The sequence below is a fragment of the Pseudomonas sp. Irchel 3F3 genome, from assembly GCF_900187545.1.
GTDB lineage: Bacteria > Pseudomonadota > Gammaproteobacteria > Pseudomonadales > Pseudomonadaceae > Aquipseudomonas > Aquipseudomonas fortuita.
Map to the genome: position 1 here is coordinate 13671 of NZ_FYDS01000014.1, position 14293 is coordinate 27963.

Genomic DNA, 14293 nt, shown 5'->3' on the forward strand with positions numbered 1-14293 from the left:
AGGCAGGGTCAGCTGGCGCTGACTTTCAGGCCGACAAGGCCGCAGACGATCAGCGCCACACTGACCAGACGTACCAAGGCCATGGACTCGCCGAACAGGATGATCCCGGCGATGACAGTGCCGACTGCGCCAACACCGGTCCAGATGGCATAGGCGGTGCCCAGCGGCAGTTCTTTCATGGCCAGGCCGAGCAAGCCCAGGCTGATGACCATGGCGCCGACCGTGAGTACGGTGGGAATCGGTTTACTGAAGCCGTCCGTGTATTTCAGGCCCACGGCCCAGCCGACCTCGAACAGGCCGGCGAAGAACAGGATGATCCAGGACATGTGAGTGTCTCCATCGTTTAAATGATGGGGCCGTCCCCGGAATGGTCACGCGGTGCGTCGTGAGGCCGTCCTCACCGTGGGCACTATGGTGCACACCTGCAGGTTTCAGGGCAAGCCTGTGCCGGCCTCTTCGCGGGTAAACCCGCTCCCACAGGGACCGTATAGGTATCAAGCCTTGCGCAGCACCTGTGGGAGCGGGTGTACCCGCGAAGAGGCCCGCACAGGCAGACATCAATGCTTGGCCGGTTCGATCCCTTCAGCCTCAGTCTCAGGCTCATCCATGCGCCGGAACCAGGTCGACAACAACGCCCCGGAAATATTGTGCCAAACGCTGAACAAAGCACTCGGCACCGCCGCCAGTGGCGAAAAGTGCGCCGCCGCCAGTGCCGCCCCCAGCCCGGAGTTCTGCATGCCCACCTCCAGCGCCAGCGACTTGCGCTGGGCCAGCGGCAGTTTGCACAGCTTGCCGGTCAGGTACCCCAGCAAATAGCCGAAGCTGTTGTGCAGCATCACCACCGCCATGATCAGCAGCCCCGACTCGGCGATTTTCGCTTGGCTGGCAGCCACCACCGCGCACACGATCATCACAATGCTCACCACCGACACCAGCGGCAGTACCTGCACCGCCGCCTGAACCCGGGCACCGAGCAGGCGCTGGGCCAGCACGCCGAGCACGATCGGCAGCATCACCAACTGCAAGATCGACCAGAACATGTCCATGAAGGACACCGGCAACCAGGCCGACGCCAGGAACCAGATCAGCGCCGGGGTCAGCAGCGGTGCCAGCAGGGTGGTTACTGCCGCGATCGCTACTGCCAGCGCCAGGTCTCCGCGGGACAGCCACACCATCACGTTGGATGCCGTGCCGCTCGGGCAGCAGCCGACCAGGATCACGCCCACGGCAATTTCCGGCGGCAGGTGGAACAGCTGGCACAGCAGCCAGGCCATGCCGGGCATGATCACGAAGTGCGCGACGACCCCCAGCATCACCCGCCACGGCTGGCGGGCGAGGGCGGCGAAGTCGTCGAGCTTGAGGGTCAGCCCCATGCCGAACATCACCAGCCCCAGCAGCGGCACAATGGCGACCTTCAGGGCGATGAACCATTGCGGTTGCAGAAAGGCCAGCACGGCAAACACCAGCACCCACAGGGCGAAGGTATTGCCGACAAAGCGGCTTAAGGCGGCGAGGGCGCGCATGGGGCAATTCCTTTTCTTTTTATAGCACTATGAATCTTACTGGCCCCTTCGCGGGACAAGCCCGCTCCCACAGGTACATCACAGCCTTCAGGCATTGTGATGTACCTGTGGGAGCGGGCTTGTCCCGCGAAGGGGCCGATACTGGCTGAAGTTGTGCGTCAGGCCAGCACCAGTCCTTCAAACCACCTCAGACCCCTTGCGGAATTTCCTCCCCACCCAGCGCCTCGAACAGCGCCGGCAGGAATTCGGTAAAGGTCATCATCATCAGCAGGAAGCTGGCATCGAACTGCTGCGCCGCCTCATCACCACCGTCCTGCTCGGCCTGCTCCTGCAGCAGCTCTTCGAACTTCAGGCGCTTGATTACCATTTTATCGTCCAGAATGAACGACAGCTTGTCTTGCCAGGCCAGGGCCAGCTGGGTTACCACCTTGCCAGTGCTCAGGTGCAGCTGAATCTCCTCGCCGGTCAGGTCCTGGCGCTTGCAACGCACGATGCCGCCGTCTTCGGCGGTGTCACGCAATTCGCACTCGTCCAGTACATAGAAGCCTTCGGCGGTTTGCTGCGTTTTTACCCAGTCGGTCATGGTGGCGGTTGGCGCAACCTTCACCGTGGCCGGGCGCACCGGCAGCGAGCCCATCACTTCACGCAGGGTGGACAGCAGGTCTTCGGCACGCTTGGCACTCGCCGAGTTGACCAGGATCACACCCAGACGCGGGGCGATGGCGGCGAAGATCATCGAGCGGCGGATGAACGCACGCGGCAGGAAGGCCTGGATGATTTCGTCCTTGATCTGGTCGCGTTCTTTTTTATAGACCTTGCGCATCTGCTCGGTCTCGATCTCTTCGACCTTTTCCTTGACCGCGTCGTTGACCACGCTACCAGGCAGGATGCGTTCTTCCTTGCGGGCGGCAATCAGCAGGAACTCGCCGCTGACATGCACCAGAGGAGCGTCTTCGCCTTTGCCGAACGGCGCGACGAAACCATAGGTGGTCAGCTCCTGGCTGGCGCAGGGGCGGGCCGGCTTGCTGGCCAGTGCGGCTTCCAGCGCTTCAGGCTCGAACGGGACTTCCTGGGTCAGGCGGTAGGTCAGCAGGTTCTTGAACCACATGAGGGGTAACTCTCCTTAATGCATAAGGCGGGCATTATTCTCCGAGCGGAGCTCTGAGGCCAACCCTGTCAGAGGGCCAGCAGTGGCTTATGCATAAAAGAAACAACCGGCAACGCTAGGTCTTTGAAAGGCATGAGGTTTTTTTTGAAAAAAGTTTAAAAAGTGCTTGCCAGGGTGCGGGGTCGTCCGTAGAATGCGCGCCACACCGAGACGAAGGGTGATTAGCTCAGCCGGGAGAGCATCTGCCTTACAAGCAGAGGGTCGGCGGTTCGATCCCGTCATCACCCACCACTCGATGTATAGCGCAGCGGTAGTTCAGTCGGTTAGAATACCGGCCTGTCACGCCGGGGGTCGCGGGTTCGAGTCCCGTCCGCTGCGCCATATTCCACTTCCAGGGCCCACTGAACACCCGGAAGTAACAGAGAAAGCGACCTTAGGGTCGCTTTTTTTGTGCCTGAATTCTGGTGTTGGCGTGAAGTTTGAAAAAACTTCGATAAGTGCTTGCCAGAGCGCAAAGTCGCCCGTAGAATGCGCGCCACACCGAGAGACATGGGTGATTAGCTCAGCCGGGAGAGCATCTGCCTTACAAGCAGAGGGTCGGCGGTTCGATCCCGTCATCACCCACCACTCGATGTATAGCGCAGCGGTAGTTCAGTCGGTTAGAATACCGGCCTGTCACGCCGGGGGTCGCGGGTTCGAGTCCCGTCCGCTGCGCCATATTCCACTTCCAGGGCCCACTGAACACCCGGAAGTAACAAAAAAAGCGACCTTAAGGTCGCTTTTTTTGTGTCTGCGATTTCAGCTACGGCGCTCTTCTTCCCGTAAGGTCAGCACCTCAAACCCGTCCTCAGTCACCGCCACGGTATGCTCCCACTGCGCTGACAGGCTGTGGTCACGGGTAATCACCGTCCAGCCATCCTTCAATGTGCGCGTTCCGCGTCCACCCTGGTTGATCATCGGCTCGATGGTGAACACCATCCCCGGTTTCAGCTTCATGCCCATGCCACGCTGGCCAACGTGCAGTACTTCAGGCCCTTCATGCATCTGCTGGCCGATACCATGCCCGCAATACTCGCGGACCACGCTGTAGCCCGCCGCCTCGGCATGGGCCTGGACGGCATGGCCGATATCGCCCAGCGTAGCCCCGGGGCGCACCTGCTCAATGCCCTTCCACAGCGCGTCATAGGTGGTGTCGACCAACCGCCGGGCTTCATCGCTGATCTTGCCGATGCTGTACATCTTCGACGAATCGGCAATATAGCCGCCCTGTTCGAGGGTGATGTCCACGTTGATGATCGAGCCTTCCTTCAATACTTCATCGACCTTGGGCATGCCGTGGCACACCACGTGGTCCACCGATGTATTGAGCGAGTAGGGGAAACCGTACTGGCCCTTGCTCGCTGGCCGCGCCTTGAGCGTGTCGACGATGAACGCTTCGGCGCGGTCGTTGATCTGCATGGTGGTCACACCGGGGCCGATGAAGCGGTCGAGGTCGGCGAACACTTGGGCCAGCAGCTGGCCGGCGCGGCGCATCAGGTCGAGTTGGGCGGGGGATTTGAGGATCACCTGGGACATGGGGGGAGGGTAGTTGCTCATGCTGGAATTTGCCCCAGCATAGCGCCAGCGGGTACCGGCTTGCCACCGCATGGTGCACAGCCTGTGCCGGCCCTTTCGCGGGCACGCCCGCCCCACAGGTACGGCACGCCCCTCAGGCCTTGCGATAGCCCTGTGGGAGCGGGCGTGCCCGCGAAAGGGCCGGTATGGCTGGCCCATAAATTGCTGATCTCCCTTCATCCCGGGCTATCAACGTCGACAGCCCATAAAAACTCACGACAAAGGCGCCGTGTTGCCCCACTTGCTCAGCAAGGCGGGGCAGCCGGCGCCTTTTTGCGTTTTTCAACAGGAGCCCGCCCATGGCCAATAGCGAAGTACGCAGCGTCTGCCCCTATTGCGGCGTTGGCTGCGGCATCGTCATGAGCGTTGCCGATGGCAAAGTCGTCAAGGTCAGCGGCGACAAGCAGCACCCCAGCAACTTTGGCCGGCTGTGCACCAAAGGCCTGACCGCGCACGTGCCGCTGACGGCCGCCGGCCGCCTCGAAGACGCCTATGTGCGCCAGCAGCGCAGCCAGCAGCCGGCGCGCACTGGCATGGACCAGGCTATCGCCGACGCAGGCAAACGCCTGCGCGGCATCATTGACCAGCATGGCCCCGACGCTGTGGCGCTTTACGTGTCGGGGCAGATGTCGCTGGAAGCTCAATACCTGGCCAACAAGTTGGCCAAAGGCTTTATCCGTACCCGCCACATCGAGTCCAACTCGCGCCTGTGCATGGCCAGCGCCGGCAGTGGCTACAAGCTGTCGCTCGGCGCCGATGGCCCACCTGGCAGTTATCAGGACTTCGAGCACGCCGACGTGTTCCTGGTGATCGGCGCCAACATGGCCGACTGCCACCCGATCCTGTTCCTGCGCCTGCTCGACCGGGTCAAGGCCGGCGCCAGGCTGATCGTGGTCGACCCGCGGCGCAGCGCCACCGCCGACAAGGCCGACCTGTTCCTGCAGGTACGCCCCGGCACTGACATGGCCTTGCTCAACGGCCTGTTGCACCTGCAACACCGTAATGGCCACACCCATCGCGACTTCATTGCCCGCCACACCGAAGGCTGGGACGAACTGCCAGCCTTCCTCGATGACTACAGCCCGGAGCGCGTGGCGGCCATCACCGGGTTGGCCGTGGGCGACATCATCAAGGCCGCCGAATGGATCGGCAGTGCCAACGACTGGATGAGCTGCTGGACCATGGGCCTGAACCAAAGCATCCACGGTACCTGGCACACCAACGCCATCTGCAACCTGCACCTGGCCACGGGCGCCATCTGCCGCCCCGGTAGCGGGCCGTTCTCGCTGACCGGCCAGCCCAACGCCATGGGCGGCCGTGAAATGGGCTACATGGGGCCCGGCTTGCCAGGCCAGCGCTCGGCGTTGGTGGAGGGCGACCGCGCGTTTGTCGAGCAGCAGTGGCAACTGGCACCCGGCAGCCTGCGCAGTGAAGGCGGCGAGGGCACGGTGGCACTGTTCGAGCAGATGAACGCGGGTGAAGTGAAAGCGTGCTGGGTCATCTGCAGCAACCCGGTGGCCAGCGTCGCCAACCGTCAGCAGGTGATCGATGGCCTGTGCCAGGCCGAGTTGGTGATTACCCAGGATGCCTTCCTCGACACCGAAACCAACCGCTACGCCGACATCGTGCTGCCGGCCGCGCTGTGGGCCGAAGGCGAGGGTGTAATGATAAACAGCGAACGCAACCTTACCCTGATGCCGCGCGCCGTCGAGCCGCCCGGGCAAAGCCTGCCCGACTGGCAGATCATCGCCCGGGTGGCCTGCGCCATGGGCTACGCCGAAGCCTTCGACTACCCCGATGCCGAAGCGGTGTACGAAGAAATCCGCCATTTCCATAACCCCGCAACGGGCTACGATCTGCGCGGCATCGGTTACGCCGAGCTGCGCCGGCAACCACACCAGTGGCCTTGTGCACCCGGCCATGGCAGCGACCGCAGCCCATTGCGCTACCTGAACGACGGCAGCAGCCAGGCGCTGCTGCACGATGCCCAGGGCGATCGCCCGGCGCTGGCCTTTCCTACCGCCAGTGGCAAGGCGCGTTTCTTCGCCAGGCCCTGGTTGCCGGCAGCAGAATTGCCGGATGACGACTACCCCATGGTGCTGAACACCGGCCGTGTGCAGCACCAGTGGCACACCCTGACCAAGACCGGCAAGGTGCCGGCGCTGAACAAGCTGGAGCCTGGCCCTTTCGTCGAGGTCCACCCCGACGACGCCGCACGCCTGGGCATGGCTGAAAAAGACCAGGTCGCCATCCGCTCGCGGCGCGGGCAAGCCGTGCTACCGGTGCGAATCAGCGACCGGGTGCTGCCAGGCAACTGCTTTGCGCCGTTTCACTGGAACGACCTGGTCGGTGAGCAACTGGCAATCAATGCCGTGACCTGCGATGCGGTCGATCCACTGTCGCTACAGCCGGCTTTCAAATACTGCGCCGTCGCCCTGCAGCGGGTCGCCGGCGAGCGTATCGACGCCCTTGAGCTGCACACTGCCATTCTGGAGCCAGTCCGCATGCCCACTGCCACCCTGTCCTGTCTGCTTGGCCTGGACACCCTGCCAGCCCCGGTGCTGGCAGAAGAAGAGCGCCATTACCTGCAGGGTTTCCTGCTGGGCCTGGAGCAGGCCCGCGCCGAGGGCGTGCCTAGCCTGCCGGCCAGTGCGCCACTGGCCGGCAACCGCCGGCTGTTTATCGACGGCTTGCTGGCCGGGCTGTTCGCTCAGCCGGCGGCGCTGCCCGTTGCAGCGTTGGTGGCCCCACGGCACCAAGTGTTGTGGGCCTCGCAGACCGGTAACGGCGAGCTGCTGGCCGAGCGTTGTGCCGAACACCTGCGCGGTGCCGGCCTTGATGTGCAGCTCAGTTGCATGGAGGCGGTCAGCCCAAGCCAACTGCAGGGCGCGGCCAGCGTGGTGCTGATCACCAGCACCTTTGGCGATGGTGACGCGCCCGACAGCGCGGCGGCATTCTGGCAGGCCTTGCAGGGCGAGGAGGGCGCCTGTTGTGCCGAGCTGCCCTATGCCGTGCTGGCCTTGGGCGACTCCAGTTACGACCAGTTCTGCGGCTTTGGCCGCAAGCTTGACCAACGCCTGGCCGAACTCGGTGGGCGTCGCCTGCTGCAACGGGTGGACTGCGAGCCGGACTTTGACGCAGCGTTCGCGGGGTGGCTAGAAGCCTTGCTGCCCACGCTGGGCAGTGCCGCTGCACCGCAGCCGGCGAGCCACCCCGTACCCATGCCGGCCTACAGCAAACAGCAACCTTGGGCTGCCACCTTGCTGGAAAACCACCTGCTCAACGGCCCCGGTGCCAGCAAGGAAACTCGGCAACTGGTGTTCGACCTGAGCGGTAGCGGCTTCAGGTATGCCCCCGGCGATGCCCTGGGCGTGTGGCCGCGCAATTGCCCGGCCCTGGTCGACGAACTGCTGGCGCTGATGCAGCTCGATGGCCAGACGCTGGTCGAGCTCAAGGGCCAGCCTGCCATGCCCCTGGCCGCAGCCCTGCAAACGCACCTGGAGATCGCCAAGGTCACCGGTCAGCAACTGCAGGCCTTCGCTGGCAGTAGCCCGGACCTGCAGCGCCTGCTGCGGCCGGAGTGCAAGGCCGAGCTGCAGGACTGGCTGTGCGGCCGGCAGTTGGCCGATGTGCTGCGCGCCTTTCCCCAACAGCTGCCGCTGGCCGACTGGCTTGGCCTGCTCAAGCCCTTGCAGCCGCGTCTTTACTCGATCAGCTCCAGCCCGTTGGCCCATCCGGGCCAGGTTCACCTGACCGTCTCCACCGTGCGTTATGGCGAGCGCAAGGGGGTGTGTTCGGCCTTCCTCGCCGACCGTGCGCAAGCGTTGAAGGTGGCCATTTTCCCGCAGGTATCTAAGCACTTCCGGCTGCCCGAGGACGACAGCGTGCCGGTGATCATGGTTGGCCCAGGTACCGGCGTTGCACCGTTCCGGGCGTTTCTTGAAGAACGGGAGGCGCGGGGCGCAAAAGGGCGGAATTGGCTGTTCTTTGGTGAGCAGTACGCCGCTACCGACTTCTATTACCGCGAACAGTTGCAGGCTTGGGAGAAAGCAGGGCACTTGCGGCTCGACACGGCGTTCTCGCGGGATCAGGCGCATAAGGTCTATGTGCAGCAGCGCATGCTCGAACAGGGCGCCCAGCTGTGGCAGTGGTTGGAGGCGGGGGCGTATTTCTATGTGTGTGGCGATGCGCAGCGCATGGCCAAGGATGTAGATGCGGCGTTGCGCACGGTTGTGGCTGAGCATGGCGGGATGGATGAGGCGCAGACGGCTGCCTATGTCGAAGGGTTGAGCAAGGCCAAGCGTTATCGGCGGGATGTGTACTGAGTGCACCGGGATGGGCTGATGTGCACCCCGGTTGTGCATTTTGATCGCCTGTGGGGCCCCTTCGCAGCACAAGGCTGCTCCTGCAGGGATCGCGTGCTCCTGTAGGAGCAGCCCTGTGCTGTGAAGAGGCCGGTACAGGCAAAGCAATTGGCACATTCCCTGCTTTACCTCCACTACAACAAGCCCCACTGATCAACGGCGATCAACCTGGGGGCACACCGTGATGAATACAGGCAAAGGCGCCTGGAGCTTCGGCTCCAGGCGCTTTTTTTTTGATCGAGGATCGGCTTATGAAGGCAACAGCGAGCAGCGGGCAACGAGAGCGACTGGTCATCGTCGGCAACGGCATGGTCGGCCACCATTGCGTCGAACAACTGGTCAGCCGCGGCGCCCTGCAGCGCTTCGAGGTGCGGGTGTTCGGCGAAGAGCGCCAACGTGCCTACGACCGTGTGCACCTTTCCGAGTACTTCGGCGGCAGCTGTGCCGAGACCCTGGCCCTGTGCGAACACGAGTTCTACCCCGCCAACGGCGTGCACTTGCACCTCGGTGAGGCCGTGCTGGAAATCGACCGTGAGCGCTGCGAGGTCGTCACCGCCGAGGGGCGCTATGGCTACGACCAACTGGTCCTTGCCACCGGCTCCTACCCGTTCGTGCCGCCGATCCAAGGCTCCAGTGGCTATGCCCGCCTGGTCTACCGTACCCTCGACGACCTCGATGGCATTCGCGCCGCAGCCGCTGGTGCCCGCCGTGGCGTGGTGGTCGGTGGTGGCCTGCTCGGCCTGGAGGCCGCCAATGCGCTCAAGTCGCTGGGCCTGGAAGCCCACGTGGTGGAATTTGCCCCACGGCTGATGCCGGTTCAGCTGGACGGCGAGGGCGGTGCCGCGCTCAAGGCACAGATCGAAGCGCTGGGCGTTGGCGTGCACCTGTCGCGCGCCACCCAGTCGATCAGCACCGGTGAAGCATTCCGCTACCGCATGAACTTCGACGGTGGCGAGCACCTGGAAACCGACCTGATCGTGTTCTCCGCCGGTATCCGCCCACAGGATGCCCTGGGCCGTGGCTGCGGCCTGGATATCGCTGTGCGCGGTGGCGTGGTAATCGACAACCACTGCCGCAGCAGCGACCCGCGCATCTTCGCCATTGGCGAGTGCGCGTCCTGGAACGGCCGCGTGTTCGGCCTGGTCGCCCCCGGCTACAGCATGGCGCGCAACCTGACCGCATTACTGATGGGGGAGGCGGCGGTAGCGTTCACCGGCGCGGACATGTCGACCAAACTCAAGCTGCTGGGCGTGGATGTCGGCTCGATCGGCGATGCCCATGGCGCCACCGCCGGTTCACGCAGCTACCGCTTCATCGACGAAGCCAACAGCGCCTACCGCCGGCTGGTGGTGGACGCCAGCGGCAAGCACGTGCTCGGCGCGGTGCTGGTCGGCGATAACACGTATTACGACACCCTCTTGCAGTACGCCCAGAACGGTATTGCCCTGCCAGCCGACCCTGCAGCGCTGATCCTGCCCCAAGGCGGTGGTGCACCGGCCCTTGGCGCCGATGCGCTGCCCGATAGCGCAACCATCTGCTCGTGCCACAACGTCAGCAAGGGCGCGGTGTGCGCGGCCATCGACAGCGGCTGCAGCGACCTTGCTGCGGTCAAAGGCTGCACCAAGGCCGCCAGCGGTTGTGGTGGTTGCGCGGCCTTGCTCAAGCAAGTGTTCGAGCACGAACTGACCGCCCGCGGCGTAGCGGTGGACAATAGCCTGTGCGAGCATTTTGCCTACACCCGTCAGGAACTGTACGGGCTGGTGCGGGTGGAGGGCATCCGCACCTACAGCGAGCTGCTCGAACGCCACGGCAAGGGCCACGTTGGCTGTGACATCTGCAAGCCGGCGGTGGGCAACATCCTCGCCTCGTGCTGGAACCAGCCGATCATGGACCCCGCGCTGGTGCCGTTGCAGGATACCAACGACACCTTCATGGCCAACATGCAGAAGAACGGCACCTACTCGGTAGTGCCGCGCATTCCCGGGGGTGAAATCACCCCCGACAAGCTCATCGTCATCGGCCAGGTGGCCAAAAAGTATGACCTGTACACCAAGATCACCGGCGGTCAGCGCATTGACCTGTTCGGTGCCCAGTTGCACGAACTGCCGCTGATCTGGGGCGAGCTGATCGACGCAGGCTTCGAAACCGGCCATGCCTACGGCAAGTCGACCCGCACGGTGAAATCCTGCGTGGGCAGCACCTGGTGCCGTTACGGCGTGCAGGACAGCGTTGCCATGGCCCTGCGCCTGGAAGACCGCTACAAGGGCCTGCGCAGCCCGCACAAGCTCAAGTTTGCAGTGTCGGGCTGCACCCGCGAATGCGCCGAGGCGCAGAGCAAGGACATCGGCGTGATCGCCACCGACAAGGGCTGGAACCTGTACGTGTGTGGCAACGGCGGTATGCGCCCACGGCATGCCGAACTGTTTGCCACCGACCTGGACGACGAAACCCTGGTGCGGCTGATTGACCGCGTGTTGATGTTCTACATCCGCACGGCCGACAAGCTGCAGCGCACCTCGGTGTGGCGCGAAAACCTGGATGGCGGGCTGGGCTACCTGAAGCAGGTGATCATCGACGACAGCCTGGGCCTGGCCAGCGAGCTGGAAGCGCAGATGCAGCATGTGGTCGACCAGTACGAGTGCGAATGGGCCAACGCGCTCAACGACCCGGAGAAGCTCAAGCGCTTTCGCACTTTCGTCAATGACCGGCGTGCCGACCCCGACGTGCACTTTGTGCGCGAACGCGAACAACGCCGGCCCGCTGCACCGCTGCACCTCATTGCTACTGTCGAGGAGGCTGTCTGATGACCCTGTCCAATGCTGCTGTGAAAACCCACGCGAACTGGCAAGCGGTGTGCCTGGCGCAAGACCTGGTGCCCGACTCTGGGGTGGTAGTGTGGCTGGACGGGGCCCAAGTGGCGCTGTTCTACCTGCCGGGGCAGGCGCAGCCGCTGTATGCGGTGGACAACCGTGACCCGCGGTCCGGTGCCAACATCATCGGCCGCGGGCTGGTGGGCAGTGTGCAGGGCGAGCTGGTGGTCGCAGCGCCGTTGTACAAGCAGCATTTCAGCCTGCAGACCGGGGAGTGCCTGGAGGATGGCGGGCAGAGGTTGCGGGTGTGGCCGGTGCGCTTGAACGGTGAGGCTGTGGAGTTGGCGGTGGGCTGAGAGGTTGCGGGGGCTCGGCAGTTGTTCGCCGTTGCATTTTCGTCGCCTGGGAAATCGAGCGCCGCGCGGGCGGCGCTCGGTCTCCCAGGCGATGAAGATCCTGATGCGGTAAGCTTTAAACCATGAACCTCGACACCCGCATCAAATACCGCCACCTGCTGTGCTTCCTGGAGATTGCCCGGCAGGGCAGCCTGGCCAGGGCTGCCGACGTGCTCGCCATCAGTCAGCCGGCCATCTCCAAGACCCTCAAGGAACTCGAAGACCTGCTGGAAGCGCGCCTGTTCGCGCGTAGCCGGCAGGGCGTCGAGCTTACCCCGGCTGGGACCCGTTTCATGCGTTATGCCGGGCCCAGCGTGCAAGCCCTGCGCGATGGCGTCAGCAGCCTGCGCGGTGAAGCGCGGGCGCCGTCGCAGGTGCGTATTGGCGTGCTGTCGACGGTCGAGGGCCTGCTCATGCCCGAAGTGCTGTGCCGCATGCACCAGCGCCATGAAGCGCTGGTCATCAGCGTGGCCACCGGGGTCAGCGCGCAGTTGCTCGGTCAACTGCGCCTGGGCGAGCTGGAACTGGTGGTCGGGCGTATGACTGACAGCCCGCAGATCCAGGGGCTGTCGTTCGAACACCTGTACAGCGAGTCGATGAGCCTGGTGGTGCGCCCGGGCCACCCGCTGCTGGCCAGCACGCCCGTCGAGCGGGGGCAGGTCGGGCGTTACCCGCTCGTGCTGCCGCCCGCCGGGACCACCATCCGCCAGCACGCCGACAGCCTGTTTGTGCAATGCGGCATCCAGATGCCGGCGCAGCGCCTGGAGACCTTGTCGCTGGCCTTGAGCCGGCGTTACGTGCTGGGCAGTGATGGCCTGTGGGTGGCACCGCGCGATGCCGTGCTGCTCGACCTGCGCCGAGGCGAGCTGGTCGAGCTTGACCTGGGCGTGCGCGAGCCCGGCGGCTCGGTTGGCATCTGCCGCAATGCGGCCTTGCCGCAGAGCCTGCCGGGGCAGTGGGTATGCGAGGTGCTGCGTGAGGTGGCGGCGCAATATCGGGAGCAGTCGTATCCGTGAGCATCGTGGCCGTTTAGCGTTTCCAGCTGAGAAACGCTCGCACGGATCACCTCGGTAGCAATCACGTAGCCCGCAAGGAGACCGCGATCACACAAGGCACAGTGGAGCCTCGGTCCTCTTCGTCACGGCCACTGAGCAACAGGCGTTGGTTAGGTGTATCGAGGGCGATCGACCCCGTCGATGTATAGAAGCCGTCCTCGGGTAGATGAGCGCCGAACGTGCCATAACCGTGAGGAGGGACGAAGGTGGTGTCAAATTTGCCGTCCGAGGTGAAGCGAAAGGCAAGAGAGTGGGTGTAGAACATGCCATAGCCGACCAGGCCGCTCGCTACCTCGACGCCTGCGTACCAGCCTCCGGGGCGGTCGAATACCAAAACGTTGCCGTCATTGAACTCTTTGGCTGGCTTGCCGGAATAGTCGATGCGGTAAACAGTCGGGTGGCTGATATCTGCATCGAGGGAGTAAAGTTCGCCATAAAAACTGAAGCGTTGAGAGATGGCATCCACTGAAAAGCCATTGTTGATCACCCAAGGGTCCGACCAATGCTGGCCATGATCGCCAAAGGCATCATCCATTGTTCCGTCGAGGGTCAAGGCCGTAGTGACGCTGTACGCATCGCCGTTGCGCATCAGGTACAGGGGTAGTAGCAGACGCTCCGGGCCAGAGGGGAGCGTGAAACTGGCAATACCATCGATGATGTGATCCTGGGCATTTGGAATCAGCTTGAGCACATCAAGGACGCCATCAGTCGCAAAACGCTTCCATAGCGCGCCTTCGAGGTCGAGCGCGATCACCACTGGTTCGAACATCTGAGGCCCGCGACGCAACCCGCTGGCGAAAATTCGATCTTTCGCCAGTGCCACGTGTTCAAGCAGCAGCTCTTCTTTGATCACATCACGAATATCTACGAATCCTTTGCCTTGGCCAAATGTGAGGTCCGGTTCCCCCGAGGCAGTCAATTTCCAGAGGTGACTTGTTGATTCACCCTCCACGCCCTCCACGAGGGCAATGATCAGTAAATTCCCTGCAGCATCTTCAACGAGGCCGCTCAGCCTGCTGTAGGCAGCTTTTGGTACCTGATTGAAATCGAAGACGCCATCGCCATGGAAGCCGCTATCCAACCCCCCGTGTTCATTCAAGCAAGCCACGAAGACCTTGAACTCATCGGTATTGGGGTTGCTACTCCTACCCATTACATAACTGCGCCCACGGCATGTCCTGCTATTGATGACCCCATTACTATCGGCGCGAGACCCAGTTGCCTTTTCGAAGATACATGCAAGCCCGCCGACGCCATAATGTTGATCGATCGGCGCCTTCGGCAATGGAGTAGATGATGGGGCCGGACCGGAGGGGAACAGGGTTGAACGGTTAGGCTTTCGTGAGGCGTTCATGACATTTCCTTTGAAAAGGGTACATGCAGAGCGCGCGGCCGCAATGGCGGGTCACTCAGATTTGGCAAAT

Annotated in this window: 9 protein-coding genes and 4 tRNA genes; 8 read left to right on the top strand and 5 right to left on the bottom strand. The window is 63.3% G+C overall.

Features of this window, described 5'->3' with window-relative positions; translation table 11 throughout:
* Positions 1-8: 8 nt before the first annotated feature.
* From sugE to rdgC, 3 genes are all read right to left on the bottom strand, one after another.
* On the bottom strand, positions 9-326 hold the full coding sequence (gene sugE, locus CKW35_RS24515; protein ID WP_012270979.1) for a quaternary ammonium compound efflux SMR transporter SugE: 318 nt from the start codon (positions 324-326) through the stop codon (positions 9-11).
* Between the two features lie 231 nt (positions 327-557).
* Positions 558-1523: a bile acid:sodium symporter family protein gene (locus CKW35_RS24520; RefSeq protein ID WP_016485299.1), complete on the bottom strand. Its 966-nt coding sequence runs from the start codon at positions 1521-1523 to the stop codon at positions 558-560.
* A gap of 187 nt (positions 1524-1710) precedes the next feature.
* Positions 1711-2631, bottom strand: a complete 921-nt coding sequence (gene rdgC, locus CKW35_RS24525; protein ID WP_016485300.1) for a recombination-associated protein RdgC — start codon at positions 2629-2631, stop codon at positions 1711-1713.
* A gap of 215 nt (positions 2632-2846) precedes the next feature.
* On the opposite strand from rdgC, the gene CKW35_RS24530 reads away from it, so the two are divergent.
* The 4 genes from CKW35_RS24530 (at position 2847) to CKW35_RS24545 (ending at position 3348) form a co-directional block, all read left to right on the top strand.
* Positions 2847-2922, top strand: a tRNA-Val gene (locus tag CKW35_RS24530).
* A gap of 13 nt (positions 2923-2935) precedes the next feature.
* Positions 2936-3012 (top strand) — tRNA-Asp (locus CKW35_RS24535).
* 170 nt (positions 3013-3182) lie between these two features.
* A tRNA-Val gene (locus tag CKW35_RS24540) sits at positions 3183-3258 on the top strand.
* A gap of 13 nt (positions 3259-3271) precedes the next feature.
* A tRNA-Asp gene (locus CKW35_RS24545) sits at positions 3272-3348 on the top strand.
* An 81-nt stretch (positions 3349-3429) separates the two neighbouring features.
* On the opposite strand, the gene map is transcribed toward CKW35_RS24545, so the two are convergent.
* On the bottom strand, positions 3430-4227 hold the full coding sequence (map, locus tag CKW35_RS24550; RefSeq protein ID WP_232249004.1) for a type I methionyl aminopeptidase: 798 nt from the start codon (positions 4225-4227) through the stop codon (positions 3430-3432).
* Between the two features lie 317 nt (positions 4228-4544).
* Between map and CKW35_RS24555 the strand changes: the two genes are divergently transcribed.
* The 4 genes from CKW35_RS24555 to pcaQ all read left to right on the top strand — a co-directional run bounded on the left by CKW35_RS24555 (position 4545) and on the right by pcaQ (position 12830).
* Positions 4545-8570 carry a bifunctional nitrate reductase/sulfite reductase flavoprotein subunit alpha gene (locus tag CKW35_RS24555; protein WP_095117051.1) on the top strand — a complete coding sequence of 1342 codons (4026 nt, stop codon included), beginning with the start codon at positions 4545-4547 and terminating at the stop codon, positions 8568-8570.
* Positions 8571-8860: 290 nt separating this feature from the next.
* Positions 8861-11413, top strand: coding sequence for a nitrite reductase large subunit NirB (gene nirB / locus CKW35_RS24560; RefSeq protein WP_095117053.1), 2553 nt, complete (start codon positions 8861-8863; stop codon positions 11411-11413).
* Positions 11413-11775 carry a nitrite reductase small subunit NirD gene (gene nirD, locus CKW35_RS24565; RefSeq protein ID WP_095117055.1) on the top strand — a complete coding sequence of 121 codons (363 nt, stop codon included), beginning with the start codon at positions 11413-11415 and terminating at the stop codon, positions 11773-11775. Before nirB ends, nirD begins: the two co-directional genes overlap by 1 nt.
* Positions 11776-11897: 122 nt before the next feature.
* Positions 11898-12830, top strand: a complete 933-nt coding sequence (gene pcaQ / locus CKW35_RS24570; protein ID WP_016485305.1) for a pca operon transcription factor PcaQ — start codon at positions 11898-11900, stop codon at positions 12828-12830.
* A gap of 61 nt (positions 12831-12891) precedes the next feature.
* On the opposite strand, the gene CKW35_RS24575 is transcribed toward pcaQ, so the two are convergent.
* A complete protein-coding gene (locus CKW35_RS24575; protein ID WP_256583418.1) occupies positions 12892-14223 on the bottom strand; it encodes a hypothetical protein in 1332 nt (443 codons plus the stop codon).
* Positions 14224-14293: the final 70 nt, after the last annotated feature.

Bases quoted from the DNA above. Each gene is read 5' to 3' on its own strand.
- sugE (WP_012270979.1), bottom strand. From the start codon at position 326: ATGTCCTGGATCATCCTGTTCTTCGCCGGCCTGTTCGAGGTCGGCTGG.
- CKW35_RS24520 (WP_016485299.1), bottom strand. From the start codon at position 1,523: ATGCGCGCCCTCGCCGCCTTAAGCCGCTTTGTCGGCAATACCTTCGCC.
- rdgC (WP_016485300.1), bottom strand. From the start codon at position 2,631: ATGTGGTTCAAGAACCTGCTGACCTACCGCCTGACCCAGGAAGTCCCG.
- map (WP_232249004.1), bottom strand. From the start codon at position 4,227: ATGAGCAACTACCCTCCCCCCATGTCCCAGGTGATCCTCAAATCCCCC.
- CKW35_RS24555 (WP_095117051.1), top strand. From the start codon at position 4,545: ATGGCCAATAGCGAAGTACGCAGCGTCTGCCCCTATTGCGGCGTTGGC.
- nirB (WP_095117053.1), top strand. From the start codon at position 8,861: ATGAAGGCAACAGCGAGCAGCGGGCAACGAGAGCGACTGGTCATCGTC.
- nirD (WP_095117055.1), top strand. From the start codon at position 11,413: ATGACCCTGTCCAATGCTGCTGTGAAAACCCACGCGAACTGGCAAGCG.
- pcaQ (WP_016485305.1), top strand. From the start codon at position 11,898: ATGAACCTCGACACCCGCATCAAATACCGCCACCTGCTGTGCTTCCTG.
- CKW35_RS24575 (WP_256583418.1), bottom strand. From the start codon at position 14,223: ATGAACGCCTCACGAAAGCCTAACCGTTCAACCCTGTTCCCCTCCGGT.